Here is a 20528-nt window from a genome sequence, read left to right on the forward strand (position 1 = left end):
GACCCATCCTGCGCGGCAGTCTTCTTGCAGGGCAAATTACAGGGCCAGGATCGATCGCATGCATCGGCATGCAACAAAGTGCATGTTGGGTGTCGAATCGCTCTTGCCTCGGAACGATACTGCCATTACCCATTTTTCCGCCTTGTAGAGGCAGGGGGAGCTCTTTCACTGATGGCGACCGTGTTCGAACATCGGCGCGAACCTGCGTGCGCCTGAAAGAGTTTTGATGCTGCTCGTCGTCGAACAGTTCTTGAACGGATTGCAGTTTGGCCTGCTGCTGTTCCTACTCGCCGCCGGCCTGACGCTGGTGTTCGGGATCATGGATCTCGTCAACCTAGCGCACGGCTCGCTCTACATGATGGGCGCCTATTTCGCCGCGACCTTCGCAGCCTGGACCGGCAGCTTCCTGCTCGGCGCGCTGCTGGCGCTCGGCGCGACGCTCGTGCTCGGCATCGTGCTCGAGATGACCGCACTGCGGCATCTCTATGGACGCGACCATCTCGACCATGTGCTCGCGACCTTCGGCCTGATCCTGTTCTTCAATGAAGCCGTGCGGCTGATCTGGGGCCCGGCCGGGCTTGCGCTGGCGCTCCCGGCATGGCTCACCGTGCCGGTGCCGATCCTGCCGGGCATTCACTATCCCGCTTATCGCCTCGCCATCATCGTCGTGGCGCTGCTGGTTGCGCTGCTGCTCTATCTCGGCGTGATGCGCACCCGCATCGGCATGCTGATCCGGGCCGGTGCTTCCAATCGCGAGATGATCGGTGCGCTCGGCATCAACATCAAGCTGCTCTACACCCTGGTCTTCGGCCTCGGTGCCGCGCTCGCCGGTCTTGCCGGATTGATGCAGGCGCCGATCCTCACCGTGCAGATCGGCATGGGCGAGAACATCCTGATCCTCGCCTTCGTCATCATCGTGATCGGCGGCATCGGTTCGATCCGCGGCGCGTTCCTGGCCGCGATCTTCGTCGGCATGATCGACACGCTCGGCCGCGCCTTCCTGCCCAATTTGTTGCGGCAGGTGCTGAGCGGCGCCGCCGCCTCCACCGCCGCGCCCGCGCTGTCGTCCATGCTGATCTATCTGCTGATGGCGATCGTGCTGGTGGTACGTCCGGAGGGGCTGTTTCCGGCCAACCGCCGATGAAGGCTTTCACTGTGAGCAAGGCCGTCACGGCCCTGATGCTGGCGGGCCTCGTGCTGCTCCCGCTCTATTCGCAAGCTTCCGGCAACGTCTTCATCCTGACGCTGTTCACGCGCATCGTCATCCTGGCGCTGGCGGCCGCGAGCCTTAACCTCATCATGGGTTTTGGTGGCATGATGAGTTTTGGCCATGCCGCCTATCTCGGCATCGGCGGTTACGCGGTCGGGATGCTGGCGCAGGAAGGCGTGGGAAGCGGCTTCATCCAGTTTCCCGTCGCGCTCGCGGCGTCCGCGACTTACGCGCTGGTGATCGGCGCGCTCTCGCTTCGCACGCGTGGCGTTTACTTCATCATGATCACGCTCGCCTTCGCGCAGATGGCCTATTACGTCGCCTCGGGGCTGGCGCGTTACGGCGGCGATGACGGCCTCACCGTGTACAAGCGCAGCGACTTCTCCGGGCTGATCAATCTGTCGAACCGCACGCAGTTCTATTATCTCTGCCTCGCCTGCCTGTTCGGCGTGGTCTTCCTGATCTGGCGCATCGCCAATTCGCGCTTCGGTCTCGTCCTGCAGGGCCTGCGCTCCAACGAGCAGCGCATGCAGGCGATCGGCTTTCCCTCGAAACGCTACCAGCTGGTCTGCTTCGTCATCTCGGGCATGATGTGCGGCCTTGCCGGCGCGCTGCTCGCCAACAACACCGATTTCGTCAGCCCGGCCGTGATGTACTGGACGCGTTCCGGCGACCTCATGGTGATGGTGATCCTCGGGGGCATGGGCACGCTGTTCGGTCCGGTCATCGGCGCGGTGGTGTATTTGCTGCTGGAAGAGTTCTTGTCGCAGCTCACCGAATACTGGGCGCTGATCATGGGCCCGCTGCTGCTCCTGATCGTGCTGTTCGGCCGCGGCGGCATCATGGGCCTGCTCGGGAGGCTCAACCGTGGCTGAACCGCTGCTCCGCGTCGACAAGCTGGTGCGCCGCTTCGGCGGCATCATTGCGACCGACAACGTCTCGCTCGACGTCGCGGCGGGTGAGCTGCACGCCATCATCGGCCCGAACGGCGCCGGCAAGACCACGCTGATCAGCCAGCTCACCGGGCATCTGGAGCCGCATTCCGGCAGCGTCTTGCTGGCGGGGCGCGACATCACCTATCTGCCGGCCTATCGCCGCTGCGCGCTGGGCCTGGCACGTTCGTTCCAGATCACCTCCCTGCTGCTCGATTTCACCGCCGCCGACAATGTCGCGCTCGCGGCGCAAGCGCATGCCGGCACCTCGTTCCGCTTCTTCGCCAATGCACGCAAGGAGAAGGGCCTGCGCGATGCCGCGCATGCCGCGCTCGACCGCGTCGGTCTCGCTCATCGTGCCGATGTGCTGGTGTCCAGGCTCAGTCATGGCGAGCGTCGCCAGATCGAGCTGGCGGTTGCGCTGGCAAGCAAGCCGAAGCTTTTGCTGCTCGACGAGCCGATGGCGGGCCTCGGAGTCACCGAATCTCAGCGCATGGTGCAGCTGCTGCAGGAGCTGCGCAAAGAGGTATCGATCGTGCTGGTCGAGCACGACATGCCGGCGGTGTTTGCGCTCGCCGACCGCATCTCGGTGCTGGTCTATGGTCGCGTCATCGCCTCCGGCGATCCGGCCGCGATCCGGGCGAACGAGGATGTCAAGCGCGCCTATCTCGGCGAGGCGCATGTGGTGACGCACCATGTCTGAAAAAGGGATGAGTGACACGCTGCTCGAGGTCGACGGCATCGAGACCTGCTACGGCCTGTCCCAGGTGCTGTTCGGCCTGTCGCTGTCGGTCAAATCAGGCGAGATGGTCTCGCTGATGGGCCGCAACGGCATGGGCAAGACCACAACCATCCGCTCCATCATGGGCCTGACGCCGGCGCGCGCGGGCAGCATCCGCTTTGCGGGCTCCGAAGTGCGGACGCAACCGTCCTACCGGATCGCAAAGCTCGGTGTCGGCCTCGTCCCCGAGGGGCGGCAGATCTTCCCGAACCTCACCGTGCGCGAAAACCTGGTCGCGGCCGCCGCCGATCGTTTCGACAGCAGCAATCCCTGGACGCTGGCGGCGATCTACGTGATGTTTCCACGCCTCGCCGAGCGCGCCTCCAACATGGGCAACCAGCTCTCCGGCGGCGAGCAGCAGATGCTCGCAATCGGCCGCGCACTGATGACCAACCCGAAGCTCCTCATCCTGGATGAAGCGACCGAAGGCCTGGCACCCCTGATCCGCGAAGAGATCTGGAGCTGCCTGTCGCTGCTCAAGAGCCGGGGACAGTCGATCCTGGTCGTTGACAAGAACGTCGACCACCTCGCCCGCATCTGCGACCGCCACACCATCATCGAGCGCGGCAAGACGGTGTGGAGCGGCACCTCGGACGAGCTGTTGGCTGAGCCGGATCTGCAGCACAAATATCTGGGGATTTGAGGCTGGGCGGTGAGGTGAGTTACGCCGTGGCCGCTTCCCTTGGTGTGGTCCTGGCGAAAGCCAGGACCCATACCGCGAGGTCTATTGTGGGCAGTATAAGTACCGAACGGCAGTCTTCGCCAAACGCCTTGTTGGGGTGATGGGTCCTGGCTTTCGCCAGGACGACGTTGGCAATCACCAATAAATCCCGTGCCGATGCAGTTCGCGGATCACGCGTGCCTCGGTGGATGGCTGGCGACGTTTCGGCTTGGCCGTTTCCCTCGCGCTGGCAACCGGCGCGGCACTGGACTGGGTTGCGGCCGGAGCGATCGCGGTGGTCGTCGCAGTCGCTGCCGGGGGCGTTGAAGTTGGGGCTGTGGTCGCCGTCTGGACATTCGTGGGCGCTGCCGCCGGAGCTTGTGGCGGCGTGGCTGCTGTCGTTGCCGGCTGCTCGGCGGTCTGCGGGCTCGCATTTGTCGCCGCAAGGCTAAGGCTTCGTGGTCCGCCGGCATAGGCCTGGCTCGCCAGCAGCGACATTGCCGCGATCAGGATCAGCTTTCGCATGACGCCCTCCGTTACCTGGTCAACCCGTCTTGCCTAATTCGCCGGGCCTCTATCGCGACGAGCGGCCCATCCCGATTTCGATCAGGGTGGCACGGCAGGACAGGCGATAAATCAAGCTGAACAGATGATCCCACATGATCGAACTCCGTTGTTGATCAATCCCGGCATCCTAACCCTCCATCGTTTCCGGCGATCTTCGCGGGGGCGGAAAAATGACTTCGTCGGCAAAGTCAAAGGTTTCGTCGGAAGCACCGGCGCGAAACTGGCTCACGCCGGCGTGAGGGCCTGTCGGAGTGGCGGTCGTTGGCTCGGCGCCCCGGCGATCCTAATCGTGGACCAACATCAGCCGGCCATCCTCGAGGCCGAACACGAGTGCGGGACGATCGCGGTATTTCACGCCGCCGATATTCGTCGCGATCCTTGCCGGAAGCCTGATGCGCGCGATGTCATGCGGGCCTGCGACGAACCCGATGAGCCGCAGCGTTCGCCGTTCGAGGTCCGGTACCGCGAGATCTGGATGGCCGTCGCCATCAAAATCGGCCGTAAAGCTCATGTGCAGCGATCGCGAGCCGATGAAATGGTTCGATACGTCGGAAGTTTCCGCCGATTTTTCCAAACGATCATGCCGCCACGACCACATTTCGAGAATCCCGACCACATGAGGCTGGCGGACAAGCACGATATCCGTGGTGCCATCGCCGTCGAAATCGGCGATGCCGGCCGGGTTGAGCCAAGCATGGGCGTGGCCGATCGGAGGCGTCTCCGCAACGATGGCCGTCGAGACGGGATCGATGACAGCCAGCGCGGAGCCGCGCTTCAGATAGGATTTGACCAACACAATTCTTTCGCGGCCACCGATCGCAGCGACGCGCGGCTCCAAGTCTTCGAACACGGCGTCACCATCCAGGCGTAGCGTGCGTTGTCCGCCCTCGCGCGGCTCGATCACCAGGCTACCGGCCTCGATGGCATGGCCGAGGACGCCGTGGCGATAGCGTTCGGTCGGCTCGGCGAGCCAAGCACGCACGACGGTGTCGCGGCCTGTCGCGATACGCCCATCCGCAAGCGCCCCGGTCGGCGGCGCCGGATGTTCGAGCGCTGCGGCGGGCACCATGCGCATCGCTTTCGCGTCGAACTGGTACCAATTCGTGCCAATTGCAATTCGGACGTCGCTATCCGCCAAATCAATTTCGCTGACGCGGCCGGGGGTGCGTACGGTGCTCGCCTGCCAGTCGGCCAGGGCTGGCGCGGACAAGGCTGGCGCGGACAGGATCAGGGAAAATAGCAGGGCCGCCGGGCGCAACCGCATCATGGTACTCCTGGAAAATCCGGCTGCGTTGCAGGGACCGGCGGCGGTTGGCGGCGGCTCAAAATATCTCGAAATATTCGCGGTGCTCCCAGTCGGTCACCTCGGACAGGAAGCGGTCGATCTCGGCGTTCTTGATGTGGGTGTAATAATCGACGAACTCAGGCCCGAGCTTTTCGCGGAAGAACGGATCGTCCTTCAGGGCGGCGACCGCATCGCGCAGCGACTTCGGCAACAGCGGCGCCTTGGTTTCGTAGGGCGTGTCGGCTGACGGGCCGGGATCGAGCTTGCGGTCGACGCCGTCGAGGCCGGAGAGGATCTGCGAGGCCATGTAGAGATAGGGATTGGCGGCGGGCTCGCCGATGCGGTTTTCCAGGCGCGTGGCGGCGTCGCCGGCCGCGCCGAGCACGCGGATCATCACGCCGCGATTGTCGCGGCCCCAGATCGCGCGGTCCGGCGCCAGCGAATAGGAGCGGTAGCGCTTGTAGCCATTGATGGTCGGGGTAGTGAACACCGTCGACGCGCGGGCGTGGTCGAGCAGGCCGGCAAGCCAGGCGCGGCCGAACGCGCTGAGCGGCTCGCCGCCGTCTTTGGCCATGAACTGATTCTCGCCGCTCGTGCGTGAGACGACCGATTGGTGCAGATGCCAGCCGCTCGCGAACAGGTTCGGCAGCTTCGGCCGGCACATGAAGGTGGCGTGATAGCCGTGGCGATGCGCGATCTGCTTCACGGCGCTCCGAAACAGCACCATGTTGTCCGCGGGCTCCAGCCCTTTCTTCGGCGCGAAGGTGAACTCGCACTGGCTCGGCCCAAACTCGACCTCGACCGAGCGCAAGGGCAATCCGAGCGCGACGATGTCACGCCGCAAAATCTCCAGCACCGGCTCCATCTGATCGAAGCGCTGCTCGGTGAGGTATTGATAGCCGTGGCTGAGCAGGCTCACCGAAGGCGGCGTGCCGGGCTGGCCGGCATCTTCCGGGCGCATATGCGGATCGTCGAGCTTGAAGATGTGGAATTCGACCTCGAGCCCCGCCACGAAATCGTGGCCGCGGCGTCCGAGCTCATCGAGCGCCTTGCGATAGAGCCCGCGCGTCGCGAACGGCACCGGCCGGCCGTCGTTGAAATAGAGGTCGCAGAGAACCCAGCCGGTGGTCGGTGCCCACGGCAAAACGCGAAAACTAGTGGGATCGGCAACCATCAGCGCGTCGGCCGCGCCCTCCATCTCCTTCATGCCGAAGCCGCCGCCTGATGTGAACACCGGAAACACCGTGCGGTGCGAGGTGTCCTTGGCGAGCATGGTGGTGGTGATGGAGCAGCCGCTCTCCAGCGAAGCGATCGCCTCGGCGGCGATGATGGTCTTGCCGCGCAAGATGCCGTGCTGGTCGGGGAAAGCGAGGCGGATGACCTCGAGGTTCTTCTCCTCGACGATACGGCGCATACGCGCCGCCGCGTCCTTCTGCTCATCCGACCACAGCGCATGACGCGCAACGAAAGTCACTTTGGCAGTTCCTTCTTGCTCGGCGAGAGTATAGCGCACACTGTCATCGTCCGCGAAGGCGGACGATCCAGTATTCCAGAGACGTCCGTGTATCCACGAGAGGCCGCGGCGTACTGGATGCCCCGCCTTCGCGGAGCATGACAGCGGAGAATGTGGAGCCGCCGTCTCGCCCCGCCAGCGGCGAACTGCATTATCACTCCGCCGCCGTCAGCCGATGCACGTTGTCCGAGATCTCCTTCGGCACCGGCGCCGTCCACGGCGCGCTGCGGCGGCGCTTGACGTCGACTTCCATCCAGTAGATCTCCCAGCCTCGTGTCGGCCCGATGCCGTCCATGGTCGCCGGGCCCTGGATCGAACGTGCGCTGGCCTCGTCGAGATGCAGCATCGGCTTCTCGCCGCCTGCGACCTTCTCGATCTCCTGCCGCAGCAGGCGGCGGTATTGCACGATTGCCTTGTCGCTCGTGCCGAGGTGCTCCCGGGTGCGGTCCTGGATCGCGCCCATCGACTCCACCGCCCATTGGTCGTGCACGTTGATGTCGGTGCCCATGCCGGTATAGGTCGCCGTCTGCTGCTCGTGCGGATCAAAACCGTAATCGTTGGTCCTGTTCTTGCGAGATTTGTAATCCGGCAGCTCATAGAGCTCGAGCCGCTGGTCGCGCATCTTCTTCTTGTCCACGGGGTTCGAATAGCTGGTGAAGATCGCGTACCAATAGCAGTTCTCGTCGTCGATCGGCACGTGCCACTGCGTGATCGTCATCTCCGTGCTCATGGGGATGACGAAACCGTGTGGGAAGAGCTGGTTGGTGACGCGCACATGGGTGCGCTCCTCGTCGATCTCGCGCAGCGCGATCAGCCGCAGGCCGTATTCGGTATGCTCGACATTGATGATCGGGCGGTCGTACTCGCGCAAAATCTTCGTCATCGGCAAGTCGGAGCCTGCCGATGCGCCGCGGAACTGCTTGCCGTAGGCCGTCGAGGTGTCCTCGTCCTCGAAGAAGCGATGCAGATAGGAGGCGTGCGCGGGATCGATGCCGACTTCGAGCGCCTGGAGCCAGTTGCAGGCCATGTGGCCCTTGAATGCAAAGGTGTGGGTGTTGGGCGCGACGAAACAGTCGAGTTCCGGAAAGGCCGGCGGCTCACCCTCGCCGAGCCAGGCCCAGAGAATGCCGCTCTTCTCCACCACGGGATAAGAGCGCTGGCGGATGTTCTGGCAGAGCTTTGAGTCCTTCGGCTCCGCCGGCGTCTCGATGCATTGGCCGGTGGCGTCGAACAGCCAGCCGTGAAAGGCGCAGCGCAGGCCGCCATGCTCGAGCCGTCCGAAGGCGAGATCGGCGCCGCGATGCGCGCAGTGCCGATCGATCAGGCCGTAACGGCCGGTCTCGTCGCGGAACAGCACCAGGTTTTCGCCGAGCAATCTGAAGGGACGGATCGGGCGATCGCCGTCGAGCTCGTCCACCAGCGCCGCCGGCTGCCAATAGCTCCGCATCAGCTTGCCGCAGGGGTCCTTCGCACCGGTGCGGGTGATCAGGTCGTTCTGCTCCTGGCTCATCATGGCAGTCGCATCCTTTGTGGAGTGGCGATTGTTCGCTTATTGAACGAATGGGCGAATTATGACATGCCTTGATCCGTCAGCAAGCACTATTTTGCAGGATCCAGACGCCCATGCCCAAGCTGAAGCGAAGCGACAGCGACGAACGCGCGACGGATTTCGTCGAGAGCCTCGATCGCGGCCTGCGCCTGCTGCAATGTTTCGGCACCACGACTGGCCCGATGACCCTGAGCGATCTCGCCCGTGCCGCCGAGCTTCCACGCGCCACCGCGCGGCGCATGCTGTTCACGCTCCAGCGCGGCGGCTTCGTCAGCGGCGACGGCAAGCTGTTCTCGCTGACGCCACATGTGCTGACGCTGGCCGCGTCGTATCTGCGCTCCAGCCAGCTCGTCACGGTCCTGCAACCGGTGCTCGACCGCGTCGCGACAGCGGCCAACGAAATCGCCTCGCTCGCGGTGCTCGACGGCGACGAGGTCGTGTTCGTCGCGCGCAGCAGTCCGGCGCGCATGTTTTCAGGTGGGCTGGACATCGGCTACCGTCTGCCGGCCTTCTGTACCTCGGTCGGCCGCGCCATGCTCGGTCAACTCGACGATGCCGAGCTTGCTGCGCGTCTGAAAGCGATGAAGTGCGAGGCGCTGACGCCACAGACGGAGACCGATCCCAAGCTCTTGCTTGCGCGCATCGTCGCCGACCGCGCGCAGGGTTACGCGCTGGTCGATCGCGAGGCCGAGCCGCATTTCCGCTCGATCTCAGTCCCGGTGCGTCGCTATGACGATGTCATCGTCGCCGCCATCAACATGGGCGCCCATGTCGACCGGGTGCCGGCTCAGGAGTTGATCGAGCGATTTTTGCCGCTGCTGCATCAGGGCGCGGAGGCGGTGCGGTCGCAACTCTTGTAGCCCAGGTGAGCGAAGCGATACCCGGGAAAGTCATCGTGAAGCCCCGGATGTCGCTTCGCTCATCCGGGCTGCGCGCCTGTGCAAAATCGCTACCGGTTGCGCATCCAGTCGGCGAGACCGGACAGCGCCTTGTCGAGATCCTGCCGTGCGGCAACGTCCACAACCGTTTCCTCAAGCGCGCCGCGCATGCAGAGCATCCACGCGTCGCGCTCGGCATCGCCAATGGCAAAGCCGATGTGGCGTTGGCGCAGCCGTGGGTGGCCCTTCTCGACCGAATAGAGTTTTGGGCCGCCGGTCCACTCAGTGAGATAGCGCTTGAGCACATCCCTGATGAGGCCAAGGTCGTCCGCATGCATCGCGCGGATGATCTTCGCCTCCGGCAGCGTATCCATCCGCTCATAGAAGCGATCGACCAACAGGTCGATCGCGGTGCTGCCGCCGATCCGCTCGAACATGGAGATCGCAAGGTCGCTGTCGGTCATGGGAGTTCGGACCTACAGCGCGACGCTACGCAGCCCAAAGCTGCGCGCATCGTTCTGCAGCACCGGCCGCACCGCATCAACCAGGCGCGCCGCGGCGGCATCGACGGACAGTCCCGCCGTGTCCACCACCGCCGTCGCGCGCGCATACAGCGGCTCGCGGCTCAAGAGGATGTTGCGCAGCTCCGCCATGGCGGAGCGGTCGTCGGCCATCGGGCGCAAATCGCCCTGGCGACGGACGCGGGCCATGTGCTCCTCCGGCTCGGCCTTCAGCCAGATCGTGTAGAACGACGACAGGATCTGGTCGAACGTCAGGGGCTCCGAGACGATGCCGCCGCCGGTCGCCAGCACCATCAGCTCGTTGCGCGCGAGCAGCTGTTGCAGCGCCGCCTGCTCCATGCGGCGAAAGCCTTCCTGGCCGTAGAGCGCGATGATCTCGGCGACCGAGAGGCCGTTCTGCTGCTCGACCTCCTTGTTGAGCTCGACAAAACTCCAGCCGACCTTCTTCGCCAGCATCCGTCCAAGCGTCGATTTGCCGGCGCCGCGCAGGCCGATCAGCGCGATGCCGCAGAACGGCGCGCGCCGCGGCGCGGAGGCGCTGCCGCCCGCGAGCAGATCCTTGGCTTGCGCGATCTGCGCCGGCGTCGCCTTGCGCAGGAGATCGCGAAACATCTGCCAGTCCGGGGTCGGATCGGCCGAGGGAAGCAGGTCTTCGAGATGCGCGCCCATCGCGTCGGAGACGCGGCGTAGCAGCACGATCGAGACATTGCCCTTGCCGCTTTCGAGCTGCGCGATGTAGCGCTCCGATATTCCTGATACCTTGGCGAGCACCTTGCGCGACATGCCGCGCAGCGCGCGCATGGTGCGCACGCGCTGGCCGAGCTGTTCGAGAAATCGGGATTCGGCGTCGGGACTGTCGGTCATGGACTACGGATCACGGGCTTCTTGTGCGGAGGTCCTGCGGCGCGTATTAATGAAACATAGTGCCTGCTGGCATTGACAGCAAGCCAATGCGGTGTCTTTCTATGAATTATAATTCTAAATTCAGGGGAGAAGTCCGTGAGCGAGGGATCCTATAACGCGGTGACCTGGCTGCTCGACCGGAACGTCGAGGAGGGACGCGGCAACAAGCTCGCCTTCGACGACACCGTCTCACGGCTCACCTATGGCGAGCTCCAGCGCGAAACGCGGCGCGCCGCCAACATGCTGCGCCGGCTCGGTGTCCGCCGCGAAGAGCGCGTGGCGATGATCATGCTGGATACGGTCGACTTCCCCCTTCTGTTCCTGGGCGCGATCCGCGCCGGCATTGTGCCGGTGCCGCTCAACACGCTGCTGACATCAGATCAATACGCCTACATCCTCGCCGATTGCCGCGCACGCGTGCTGTTCGTCTCGGAAGCGCTCTATCCCGTCATCAAGGACGTCGTCGGCCGCATGCCGGATCTCGAGCATGTCGTGGTGTCCGGCGCCAAGCAGAACGGTCACAAGCAGCTCGCCGAGGAGATTGCGGACGAGAGCGACCGGTTCACCACTGCTGCGACGCATCCGGATGAGCCGGCATTCTGGCTGTACTCGTCAGGCTCGACCGGCATGCCCAAGGGCGTACGCCACATCCATTCGAACATGCAGGCGACCGCGGACACTTATGCGAAGCAGGTGCTCGGCATTCGCGAGAACGACGTTTGTCTTTCCGCGGCAAAGCTGTTCTTCGCCTACGGCCTCGGCAACGCGTTGACCTTTCCAATGTCGGTCGGCGCCACCGTGGTGCTCAACAGCGAACGGCCGACGCCGGCGCGCATGTTCGACCTGATGAACCGCTATAATCCCTCGATCTTCTACGGCGTGCCGACCCTGTTCGCGGCGATGCTCAATGACGAGGCGATGAAGAGCGAGCGCGGCGGCGGCGCCCTGCGCATCTGCACCTCCGCCGGCGAGGCATTGCCGGAATCCGTCGGCAAGAGCTGGAAGGCGCGCTTCGGCGTCGACATTCTCGACGGCGTCGGCTCGACCGAGCTGTTGCACATCTTCCTGTCGAATGCTCCCGGCGATATCAAGTACGGCTCCTCCGGCAAGCCAGTGCCGGGCTATGCGGTCCGGCTGGTCAATGAGGGCGGACAGGATGTCGCCGACGGCGAGGTCGGCGAGCTCCTGGTCGATGCGCCCTCCGCCGGCGAAGGCTACTGGAACCAGCGCCACAAGAGCCGCCGCACTTTCGAGGGACCCTGGACCCGCACCGGCGACAAATATGTTCGCGACGCCGAGGGACGCTACACCTTCTGCGGTCGTGCCGACGACATGTTCAAGGTTTCCGGCATCTGGGTCTCGCCGTTCGAGGTCGAGAGTGCGCTGATCACGCATCCCGCCGTGCTGGAAGCTGCCGTCGTGCCCGAAGCCGATCCGGAAGGTCTGCTGAAGCCGAAGGCCTTCGTCGTGCTGCGCCCCGGCGCGACGACGACCGGCCTGCAGGAGATGCTCAAGGACCACGTCAAGCAGAAGATCGGCCCGTGGAAATATCCGCGCTGGATCGACGTGGTGGACTCGCTGCCGAAGACGGCGACGGGCAAGGTCCAGCGGTTCAAGCTGCGGGACGGGACGAATTGACAACAGGTCGTTATGGCCGGGCCTGTCCCGGCCATCCACGCGCGACCGCGACTGAGGAACGACGTGGATGCCCGGGCCAATCCCGGCATGACGACGGAGAAGGCGGACGAACAAATGACTCTCACTCCCACCGGCTTCCTCACCATCGGCAACGCCAGCCTCGAATACAAATGGCTAGCGCCGCAATCCGCCGATGCACCCACGATCGTCATGCTGCACGAAGGCCTCGGCTCGGTCGGCTTGTGGGGCGACCTTCCGGAAAAAATCCAGGCTGCGACCGGCGCCGGCATCTTCGCCTATTCGCGTGCAGGCTACGGCCAATCCAGCCCGGTGAAGTTGCCGCGGCCGCTCGACTACATGCACCGCGAGGCCCTGGACGTGCTGCCGAAGATCCTCGATGCGATCGGCTTCAAGCGCGGCCTGCTGCTCGGCCATTCCGACGGCGCCTCGATCGCGACGATCTATGCCGGCGCCCATCAGGATCATCGCCTGAACGGCCTCGTGCTGATCGCGCCGCATTTCATCGTCGAGGACATCTCGGTGAAGTCGATTGCGGACATCAAGACAGCATTCGAGACCACCGACCTGAAGTCAAAGCTCGCGCGCTGGCACAAGGACGTCGACAACGCCTTCTACGGCTGGAACGCCGCCTGGCTCGATCCGAAATTCCGCGACTGGGATATCTCGGAATATCTCGCCTATATCCGCGTTCCTGTCCTGATCCTTCAAGGCGTGGACGACCAATACGGGACGCTGCGTCAGGCCGAGATCGCGCAGCAAGAATGCTATTGCCCGGTCGATTTGAAAGTCATGTCAGGCGCGGCGCATTCTCCCCACCGCGAAGCTCCGGGAGCGACGCTTGATGCGATTGAGCAATTTGCAGCAGCGGCGTTGCGCGAAGACATGAAACAAAATGCATGTTCTCTCGTTTGAGGGGTAGACGCGCCCGAAAATGTGCACTATTGTGCATCTAACACGGCAGCTAAAACGCGTAATCAAGCTCAAGGGTGGCCCATGGCCGGGGAAGATCGGCGCCTCGCAGGCGGCGCGACATTCATCGATTTCCAGACCGAGCCGTCTCGCTACCGGCACTGGAAGCTCGCGGTCGACGGTGACGTCGCCACCCTGACCATGGACGTCGACGAGAATGGCGGCCTGTTCGAGGGCTATCTGCTCAAGCTCAATTCCTACGATCTCGGCGTCGACATCGAGCTTGCCGACGCGGTCCAGCGCCTGCGCTTCGAGCACCCCGAGGTGAAGGTCGTGGTGATGCGCTCGGCCAAGAACCGCGTGTTCTGCGCCGGCGCCAACATCCGCATGCTCGCGGGCTCGACGCATGCCCACAAGGTGAACTTCTGCAAGTTCACCAACGAGACCCGCAACGGCATGGAAGACTCGTCGGAGAATTCCGGCCAGCGCTTCATCACCGTCGTGAATGGCTCGGCCGCCGGCGGCGGCTATGAGCTTGCGCTCGCCACCGACTACATCATGCTCGCCGATGACGGCGCGTCCGCCGTTGCCTTGCCCGAAGTGCCGCTGCTCGCGGTGCTTCCGGGCACCGGCGGCCTCACCCGTGTGGTCGACAAGCGCAAGGTGCGCCGTGATCACGCAGATTTCTTCTGCACCATCGAAGAAGGCGTGAAGGGCAAGCGCGCCGTGCAATGGCGGCTGGTCGACGAGATCGCGCCGAACAGCAAGCTCGAAGGCAAGGTCGCCGAGCGCGCGAGGGAATTCGCCGACGGCTCGAAGCGCAAGGGCAGCGGCAAGGGCATCGCGCTGACGCCGCTCAAGCGCATCATCGATGAGACCAGCATCCGCTATGGCTTTGTCACCGTCGACATCGATCGCGCCGCGCGCATCGCCACGATCTCGATCAAGGCGCCTGAAGCCGCGCCGCCCGCCGACATCGACGGCATGATGGCGCAGGGTGTCGCGTTCTGGCCGCTTCAGGTCGCGCGCGAACTCGACGACGCCATCCTGCATCTGCGCATCAACGAGCTCGAGATCGCGATGCTGGTGTTCAAAAGCCATGGCGACCGCGCCCAGGTGCTCGCCTGCGACGCCTTCCTCGAAGCCAACAAGGCGCACTGGCTGGTCAACGAAATCAGGCATTACTGGAAGCGTGTCTTGAAGCGCATCGACGTCACCTCGCGCACGCTGGTGACGCTGGTCGAGCCCGGCTCCTGCTTCGCCGGCACGCTCGCCGAACTCGTCTTCGCCGCCGACCGCTCCTACATGCTGATCGGCACGCGCCAGGGCGACAACCGTCCGCCGCCGTCGATCGAACTGTCAGCGATGAATTTTGGCCCGTATCCGATGAGCCATGGCCTGACGCGGCTTCAGTCGCGCTTCCAGGCAGATCCGGCCGATGTGGAACGCGCGGAAGCCACCAGGGGCACAGCGCTGGACGCCGAGCAGGCCGAAGAGCTCGGTCTCGTCACCTTCGCACTCGACGACATCGACTGGGACGACGAGGTTCGCGTGTTTCTGGAGGAACGCGCCAGCTTCTCGCCCGACAGCCTCACCGGCATGGAAGCGAGCCTGCGCTTCGTCGGCCCCGAGACGATGGAGTCGAAGATCTTCTCGCGCCTCACCGCGTGGCAGAACTGGATCTTCCAGCGCCCGAACGCGGTCGGCGAGGAAGGCGCGCTGCGCCGCTACGGCAGCGGCCAGAAGCCGAAATTCGATATGACGCGGGTGTAGAGGCGAATGGGGAGTGGCGAATAGCGAATAGAGACACCATTCGCCACTCGCTATTCGCGATCCCAGAATTCGATGCCCGCGATTTAATGAACTAGTCCCACACGGGAGGTCCTCCATGAACATCATGAACGTCGACTACTCGACCAAGATTCCGAACAACGTCAATCTGGCCGAAGACCGCCAGGTGCTCAAAGCGCTGGAAGGCTGGCATCCAGGCTACATGGACTGGTGGAAAGACATGGGGCCGGAAGGCTTCCAGGAATCGCTGGTGTACTTGCGCACCGCCTATTCGGTCGATCCGCGCGGCTGGGCCAAGTTCGACTACGTGCGGATGCCCGAGTATCGCTGGGGCATTCTCCTTGCTCCCCAGGAAGAGAATCGCGTCGTGCCGTTCGGCGAGCATCTTGGCGAGCCGGCCTGGCAGGAGGTCCCGGGCGAGTATCGCGCCATGCTGCGCCGTCTGATCGTGATCCAGGGCGACACCGAGCCTGCCTCGGTCGAGCAGCAGCGCCATCTCGGCAAGACCGCGCCCTCGCTGTACGACATGCGCAATCTGTTCCAGGTCAATGTCGAGGAAGGCCGTCACCTCTGGGCGATGGTGTACCTGCTGCAAAAGTACTTTGGTCGCGACGGACGTGAAGAGGCTGACGATTTGTTGCGCCGCCGCTCGGGTGACGCCGACTCGCCACGCATGCTGGGCGCCTTCAACGAGGCGACGCCGGACTGGCTGTCCTTCTTCATGTTCACCTATTTCACCGACCGCGACGGCAAGATGCAGCTGCACTCGCTGGCGCAGTCCGGCTTCGATCCCCTGTCGCGCACCTGCCGCTTCATGCTGACGGAAGAAGCGCACCACATGTTCGTCGGCGAGACCGGCATCACCCGCGTCGTGCAGCGCACCTGCGACGCGATGCGCGAAGCCGGCATCACCGATCCCACCGATATCGCGAAGGTCCGCGCGCTCGGTGTGATCGACCTGCCGACGATCCAGAAGAAGCTGAACCTGCACTATACGCTGTCGCTCGATCTCTTTGGCTCGGAAGTCTCCACCAACGCGGCGAACGCCTTCAACACCGGCATCAAGGGCCGCTATCACGAGACCCAGATCGACGACGATCATCAGCTCAAGAACGCGACTTATCCGGTGCTGAAGTTCATCGACGGCGAGATCAAGTTGGTGGACGAGCCGGCGCTGACCGCGCTCAACATGCGCCTGCGCGACGATTACAGTCAGGATTGCGTCAAGGGCATGCTGCGCTGGAACAAGGTGATCTCGACCTCCGGCTACCAGTTTCAGCTCAAGCTGCCCAACGTCGCCTTCCACCGCCATATCGGCGAGTTCAAGAGCATCCACGCGACGCCGGATGGTCTGTTGATCGACGACGCAACCTGGGCGAAGCGCAAGGACGAATGGTTGCCATCGACCGCGGACGGCGACTTCATCACCTCGCTGATGCAGCCCGTCACCGAGACCGGCCAGTTCGCCTCCTGGATCTCGCCGCCGAAAGTCGGCATCGACAACAAGCCCGGCGATTTCGAGTATGTGAGGATCGAGTCGTAACTTCTTTACCTCTCCCCGTTTGCGGGGAGAGGTCGGATCGCTCTTGCGATCCGGTGAGGGGGTACAGGTGCGGCGACAATCTCACGTGTGGAGAGAAGCCCCTCACCCCAACCCTCTCCCCGCAAGAGCGGGGCGAGGGAGCGCTCCGTTCGCGCCGCGAGCAGCGCGATGCCTCAACTATCCCAGCCGCTCCCCTTGATCCCCGGGTTCGCATAGACAATGCCGCCGTCCACCGCGATGGTCGCGCCCACCACATAATCTCCCGCGCGCGAGGCGAGATAGATCGCAGCGCCCGCCATGTCCTCATCGGTACCGATGCGGCCCGCGGGCACGCGCGTCGAAACCTCGTCGGCATGATCGCGTGCGGCCCGGTTCATGTCGGATTTGAACGGGCCCGGCGCGATCGCGGTGACCACGACGTGGTCGCCGATCAGCTTCACGGCCATGCGCCGCGTCAAATGGATCAGCCCGGCCTTGCTCGCCGCGTAAGAATAGGTCTCTCCCGGATTGACGAAGATGCCGTCGATCGAGGCGATGTTGATCACTTTCGCCGGCCGCTCTGCGGAGGCCGCCGCGCGCAGCGTGGGCGCCAGCGCCTTGGTCAGGAAGAACGGCGCCTTGACGTTGAGGTTCATCACCTTGTCCCAGCCGCTCTCCGGAAACTCGTCGAACTCCGCGCCCCAGGCCGCGCCCGCATTGTTGACGAGGATGTCGAGTCTTGGCTCGCGCTTGGCGAATTCGCTCGCGAGCAGCTCGGCGCCGGCCAGCGTCGAGATGTCGATCGGCAGCGCGATGCATTCGCCGTCATATTGCGCGGAGAGCTCGTTCGCAGTCGCTTCGCAAGGCCCGGCCTTGCGCGCGGTGATGTAGACCTTCGCGGCCCCTGCACTGAGAAATCCCGCCGCGATCATCTTGCCGATGCCGCGCGAACCGCCGGTCACCAGCGCGACGCGGCCTTTGAGCGAGAACAGATCGTTGAACATGGTGCCTCCCCTTGGTGTTTGGCGACGTTTTGAGCGGGGTAGGGAGGGGAGTCAAGGAAGGTGCCGCCTCGTCGTCCTGGCGAAAGCCAGGACCCTTTACCCCAAGACGGAATTGCCTGAATGAGCTATGGCCTCAGCGCGTCGCAAAGTGGACAGCGGTGGCAATGGGTCCTGGCTTTCGCCAGGACGACGTCTGAATTTGGGACGACAGCGGAGATTTGAAACTACGCCGCCGCGATCCTGCGGAAGCCGTTCCACATCGCGGTCGCGGCGCCCGAGGTCAGCACCGGCAGAATCCGCGTGTCCTGGTAATTGCCGTTGAGCGAGACGCGTGGCAGCGCGGTCATGTGGCCGGCGTTTTCGGCGAACAGCATGCCGGGCCGCGTCGTCACCGCGGTCTTGAAGCCGGCGGATGCAGCGAGCACGAATTCACGCTCGCCCGCCGCCTCCCGATCACCATAGGGATAGGCAAGATGCTGGACATTGCGGCCGAGCGCCTGCTCGATCCGGGCGCGGCTCCCGGCCATCTCCTGCGTGGCGATCGCTTCGCTTTGCTTGGCGAGATTGCAATGGCTGACGGAATGCGCGCCGATCGTGACCAGGGGATCGGCGGCAAACGTCTTCACCTCGTCCCAGGACAGGCAGAGGCTGCGGCACAGCGCGGCCATGTCGACACCGTACTTCGTGCAGAGCGCCTCGATCTCGCGCTTGAGATCGTGCTCGCCGGGCAATGCGCGCAACCAGTCGTGCAGGCGGTCGAACGCCGCCTGCTTGGCGGTTGGCGTCGTCGCATCGAGCCGCAGCGCGGCATTGCCGATTGTCACCTCGATCTGCTCGGCCTTGGCGATTACGGCCTCCAGCGCCTCCCACCACAGCCGACCGGTGCCCTCCGCGAAGTCGCTGGCGACATAGACCGTCAGAGGCGCGTCAAATTCGCGCAGAACCGGCAGCGCGAAATCGAGATTGTCGCGATAGCCATCGTCGAGGGTGAAGGCGGCGAAGCGGCGGTCGAACCGGCGCCGCACCAGCCGCTCATGCAGCTCGTCCATGCTGACGATGTCGATCTCGCGCGAGCGCAGATGGCGCAGGGTCGCGCGCAGGAATTCGGGGGTGACTTCGAGATGCCGGTTCGGCTGGAACGTCGCGGCGCGTGCCGGCCGCACGTGATGCAGCATGAAAATGGCGCCGACGCCCGACAAAAGCGGGCGCAACAGGTGGTGGGCGCCGCTGAAATAGAGTGCTTCCAGCCCGGCGCGGATGACGTTGTTACGAAGTTGTTTCATGACCCGCTGGCGGACTTTGGCATTCCGCCTTCAACTTACGGAAGAACCCTTGAAGAAAAAGTTATTCCAATTGTCCAGGCCCGGCCTTCGGAAGGGCGTCATTTCCGGTTTGACAGCCTGCCAAGGGTTTGTTTTGTCTCCGGTTCCAGAGTTCGGGTCGTCGAATGCACAAGCTTTTCAGGTGGGCCAGCAAATGGTGGCCGGGGCTCATCCCCCTGGCCGTCATGTGGGGATTTGCGGCCTGGAATAATACTTTGCCGGTCGAGGCCGACCTTTCCGCCCGCAGCTCGGCGGCTCTAAAGGATACCGTTCTGGACAAGACCCGGATCGCGGTGGACGGCCGCGACGTCAGCCTGGCTGCGGACGCCTTTTCCGAGGAGGGGCGCCGCGACGCTGTTGTGGCGGTCGAGTCTGTGCCCGGCGTGCGCTTGGTCGACGACCGGACCCGCCTCGTTCCCGAGGCAAAGCCCTTCGTCTGGAACGCCGAACGCGACGTGGTGCGGGTCACGCTGTCGGGCTCCGCGCCCCTGCCGTCGATGAAGGGCCGCCTGACCGAGGCGGCCCGCAAGGAAGTCGCCGGTACCGAGGTGGCCGATCAGATGGGTTTGGCGCGCGGCGCACCGCCGCGGTTCGAGGCGGCTGCGATGCTGCTGCTCGACCAGATCGGCAAGCTCAAGGACGGCAAGATCACGATCACAGACACCAAAGTCACTCTGTCGGGCATGGCGCGCGATCTCGGCGGCCGCGAAGCCGTCGCGGCGGCGCTGAAAAACCTGCCCGAGGGCTTTTCGATCGCCGCCAACGACGTCAAGGCGCCGCCTTACGTGTTCCAGGCTTACAAGGATCCGGTGGCTGCGACGGTGACGCTGACCGGCTATGTTCCCGACAACAATGTCCACGCGGCCATCGCCACCAGCGCGTCGCGCAAATTCTTCAACGAAAAGGTCGTCGACAATCTCAAGGCCAGCGTCGGCGCGCCCGGTTCCTTCAGCCTCGCCGTGGTCGCAGCGCTCGGCGCGCTGTCGCGACTGTCGACCGGCACGCTGGTCGTGTCCGACCGCGAGGTGAAGCTGTCGGGCGATGCGCTCTATGAAGGTGCCGCCAACGACATCCGCACAGGCCTTGGCAAGGATTTTCCGAAAAACTGGCAATACAAGCCGGAAATCACGGTGAAACCCGCGGCCGGCCCGGTCGACGGCACCGTGTGCCAGCAATTGTTCTCCGAGCTCTTGGCCAAGGCCAAGATTCGCTTCGCGGCGAAGCGCGCCGACATCGATCCGGATTCCGCCGGCATTCTCGATCATCTGATCGAGACGGCATTGCGATGTCCCACCACCAATATCGAGGTCGCCGGGCATACCGATGCCGACGGCGAGGATTCCTTCAACCAGGCACTCTCGGAGAAGCGCGCGCAGGCGGTGATCGACTATCTGGTCAAGGCCGGCCTGCCTGCCAGCCGCTTCACCGCGGTCGGCTACGGCAGCACGCAGCCGGTCGCCGGCAACGACAGCGAAGACGCCAAGGCGCAGAACCGCCGCATCGAATTTCTGGTGAGGTGAC

At 64.2% G+C, this 20528-nt stretch carries 18 protein-coding genes; 10 read left to right on the forward strand and 8 right to left on the reverse strand.

Annotated features, from left to right (window positions below; genetic code table 11):
- Nucleotides 1-226: 226 nt before the first annotated feature.
- From AC0L21_RS33145 to AC0L21_RS33160, 4 genes are read left to right on the forward strand one after another with little or no spacing between them, the layout of a single operon-like run.
- Complete coding sequence (locus tag AC0L21_RS33145) at nucleotides 227-1144, forward strand: branched-chain amino acid ABC transporter permease (RefSeq protein ID WP_473265870.1); 918 nt, start codon at nucleotides 227-229, stop codon at nucleotides 1142-1144.
- Nucleotides 1141-2085, forward strand: a complete 945-nt coding sequence (locus AC0L21_RS33150) for a branched-chain amino acid ABC transporter permease (RefSeq protein ID WP_473265871.1) — start codon at nucleotides 1141-1143, stop codon at nucleotides 2083-2085. The genes AC0L21_RS33145 and AC0L21_RS33150 overlap by 4 nt, the downstream gene beginning before the upstream one ends.
- On the forward strand, nucleotides 2078-2845 hold the full coding sequence (locus tag AC0L21_RS33155; RefSeq protein ID WP_473265872.1) for an ABC transporter ATP-binding protein: 768 nt from the start codon (nucleotides 2078-2080) through the stop codon (nucleotides 2843-2845). The genes AC0L21_RS33150 and AC0L21_RS33155 overlap by 8 nt, the downstream gene beginning before the upstream one ends.
- 7 nt (nucleotides 2846-2852) lie before the next feature.
- On the forward strand, nucleotides 2853-3566 hold the full coding sequence (locus tag AC0L21_RS33160; RefSeq protein ID WP_473265873.1) for an ABC transporter ATP-binding protein: 714 nt from the start codon (nucleotides 2853-2855) through the stop codon (nucleotides 3564-3566).
- A gap of 174 nt (nucleotides 3567-3740) precedes the next feature.
- On the opposite strand, the gene AC0L21_RS33165 is transcribed toward AC0L21_RS33160, so the two are convergent.
- From AC0L21_RS33165 to AC0L21_RS33180, 4 genes are all read right to left on the reverse strand, one after another.
- On the reverse strand, nucleotides 3741-4109 hold the full coding sequence (locus AC0L21_RS33165) for a hypothetical protein (RefSeq protein ID WP_473265874.1): 369 nt from the start codon (nucleotides 4107-4109) through the stop codon (nucleotides 3741-3743).
- A 325-nt stretch (nucleotides 4110-4434) separates the two neighbouring features.
- On the reverse strand, nucleotides 4435-5418 hold the full coding sequence (locus AC0L21_RS33170) for an FG-GAP repeat domain-containing protein (protein ID WP_473265875.1): 984 nt from the start codon (nucleotides 5416-5418) through the stop codon (nucleotides 4435-4437).
- A 55-nt stretch (nucleotides 5419-5473) separates the two neighbouring features.
- Nucleotides 5474-6910: a glutamine synthetase family protein gene (locus AC0L21_RS33175; RefSeq protein WP_473265876.1), complete on the reverse strand. Its 1437-nt coding sequence runs from the start codon at nucleotides 6908-6910 to the stop codon at nucleotides 5474-5476.
- Nucleotides 6911-7103: 193 nt separating this feature from the next.
- Nucleotides 7104-8462, reverse strand: a complete 1359-nt coding sequence (locus AC0L21_RS33180; protein WP_473265877.1) for an aromatic ring-hydroxylating dioxygenase subunit alpha — start codon at nucleotides 8460-8462, stop codon at nucleotides 7104-7106.
- Between the two features lie 110 nt (nucleotides 8463-8572).
- Here AC0L21_RS33180 and AC0L21_RS33185 point away from each other — a divergent pair, with 110 nt between their 5' ends.
- Nucleotides 8573-9358, forward strand: coding sequence for an IclR family transcriptional regulator domain-containing protein (locus AC0L21_RS33185; protein WP_473265878.1), 786 nt, complete (start codon nucleotides 8573-8575; stop codon nucleotides 9356-9358).
- 89 nt (nucleotides 9359-9447) lie between these two features.
- Here AC0L21_RS33185 and AC0L21_RS33190 read toward each other — a convergent pair whose 3' ends face one another.
- Together AC0L21_RS33190 and AC0L21_RS33195 are read right to left on the reverse strand one after the other, a co-directional pair.
- The gene (locus AC0L21_RS33190) at nucleotides 9448-9840 is read right to left on the reverse strand and encodes a group II truncated hemoglobin (RefSeq protein ID WP_473265879.1); all 393 of its coding nucleotides are present in this window, start codon (nucleotides 9838-9840) and stop codon (nucleotides 9448-9450) included.
- Between the two features lie 12 nt (nucleotides 9841-9852).
- Nucleotides 9853-10761, reverse strand: a complete 909-nt coding sequence (locus AC0L21_RS33195) for a helix-turn-helix transcriptional regulator (RefSeq protein ID WP_473265880.1) — start codon at nucleotides 10759-10761, stop codon at nucleotides 9853-9855.
- 135 nt (nucleotides 10762-10896) lie between these two features.
- Here AC0L21_RS33195 and AC0L21_RS33200 point away from each other — a divergent pair, with 135 nt between their 5' ends.
- The 4 genes from AC0L21_RS33200 to boxB all read left to right on the forward strand — a co-directional run bounded on the left by AC0L21_RS33200 (nucleotide 10897) and on the right by boxB (nucleotide 16702).
- On the forward strand, nucleotides 10897-12438 hold the full coding sequence (locus tag AC0L21_RS33200) for a benzoate-CoA ligase family protein (RefSeq protein WP_473265881.1): 1542 nt from the start codon (nucleotides 10897-10899) through the stop codon (nucleotides 12436-12438).
- A 114-nt stretch (nucleotides 12439-12552) separates the two neighbouring features.
- Nucleotides 12553-13371 carry an alpha/beta fold hydrolase gene (locus tag AC0L21_RS33205; protein WP_473265882.1) on the forward strand — a complete coding sequence of 273 codons (819 nt, stop codon included), beginning with the start codon at nucleotides 12553-12555 and terminating at the stop codon, nucleotides 13369-13371.
- 81 nt (nucleotides 13372-13452) lie between these two features.
- On the forward strand, nucleotides 13453-15141 hold the full coding sequence (boxC, locus tag AC0L21_RS33210) for a 2,3-epoxybenzoyl-CoA dihydrolase (RefSeq protein WP_473265883.1): 1689 nt from the start codon (nucleotides 13453-13455) through the stop codon (nucleotides 15139-15141).
- A gap of 124 nt (nucleotides 15142-15265) precedes the next feature.
- Nucleotides 15266-16702: a benzoyl-CoA 2,3-epoxidase subunit BoxB gene (gene boxB / locus AC0L21_RS33215; RefSeq protein WP_473265895.1), complete on the forward strand. Its 1437-nt coding sequence runs from the start codon at nucleotides 15266-15268 to the stop codon at nucleotides 16700-16702.
- Nucleotides 16703-16875: 173 nt separating this feature from the next.
- Here boxB and AC0L21_RS33220 read toward each other — a convergent pair whose 3' ends face one another.
- A complete protein-coding gene (locus AC0L21_RS33220) occupies nucleotides 16876-17685 on the reverse strand; it encodes an SDR family oxidoreductase (protein ID WP_473265884.1) in 810 nt (269 codons plus the stop codon).
- A gap of 224 nt (nucleotides 17686-17909) precedes the next feature.
- On the reverse strand, nucleotides 17910-18968 hold the full coding sequence (locus AC0L21_RS33225) for a polysaccharide deacetylase family protein (protein WP_473265885.1): 1059 nt from the start codon (nucleotides 18966-18968) through the stop codon (nucleotides 17910-17912).
- Nucleotides 18969-19132: 164 nt separating this feature from the next.
- On the opposite strand from AC0L21_RS33225, the gene AC0L21_RS33230 reads away from it, so the two are divergent.
- The gene (locus tag AC0L21_RS33230) at nucleotides 19133-20527 is read left to right on the forward strand and encodes an OmpA family protein (RefSeq protein ID WP_473265886.1); all 1395 of its coding nucleotides are present in this window, start codon (nucleotides 19133-19135) and stop codon (nucleotides 20525-20527) included.
- The last annotated feature ends 1 nt before the right edge of the window (nucleotide 20528 follow it).

Source organism: Bradyrhizobium sp. WSM4873, from assembly GCF_055811355.1.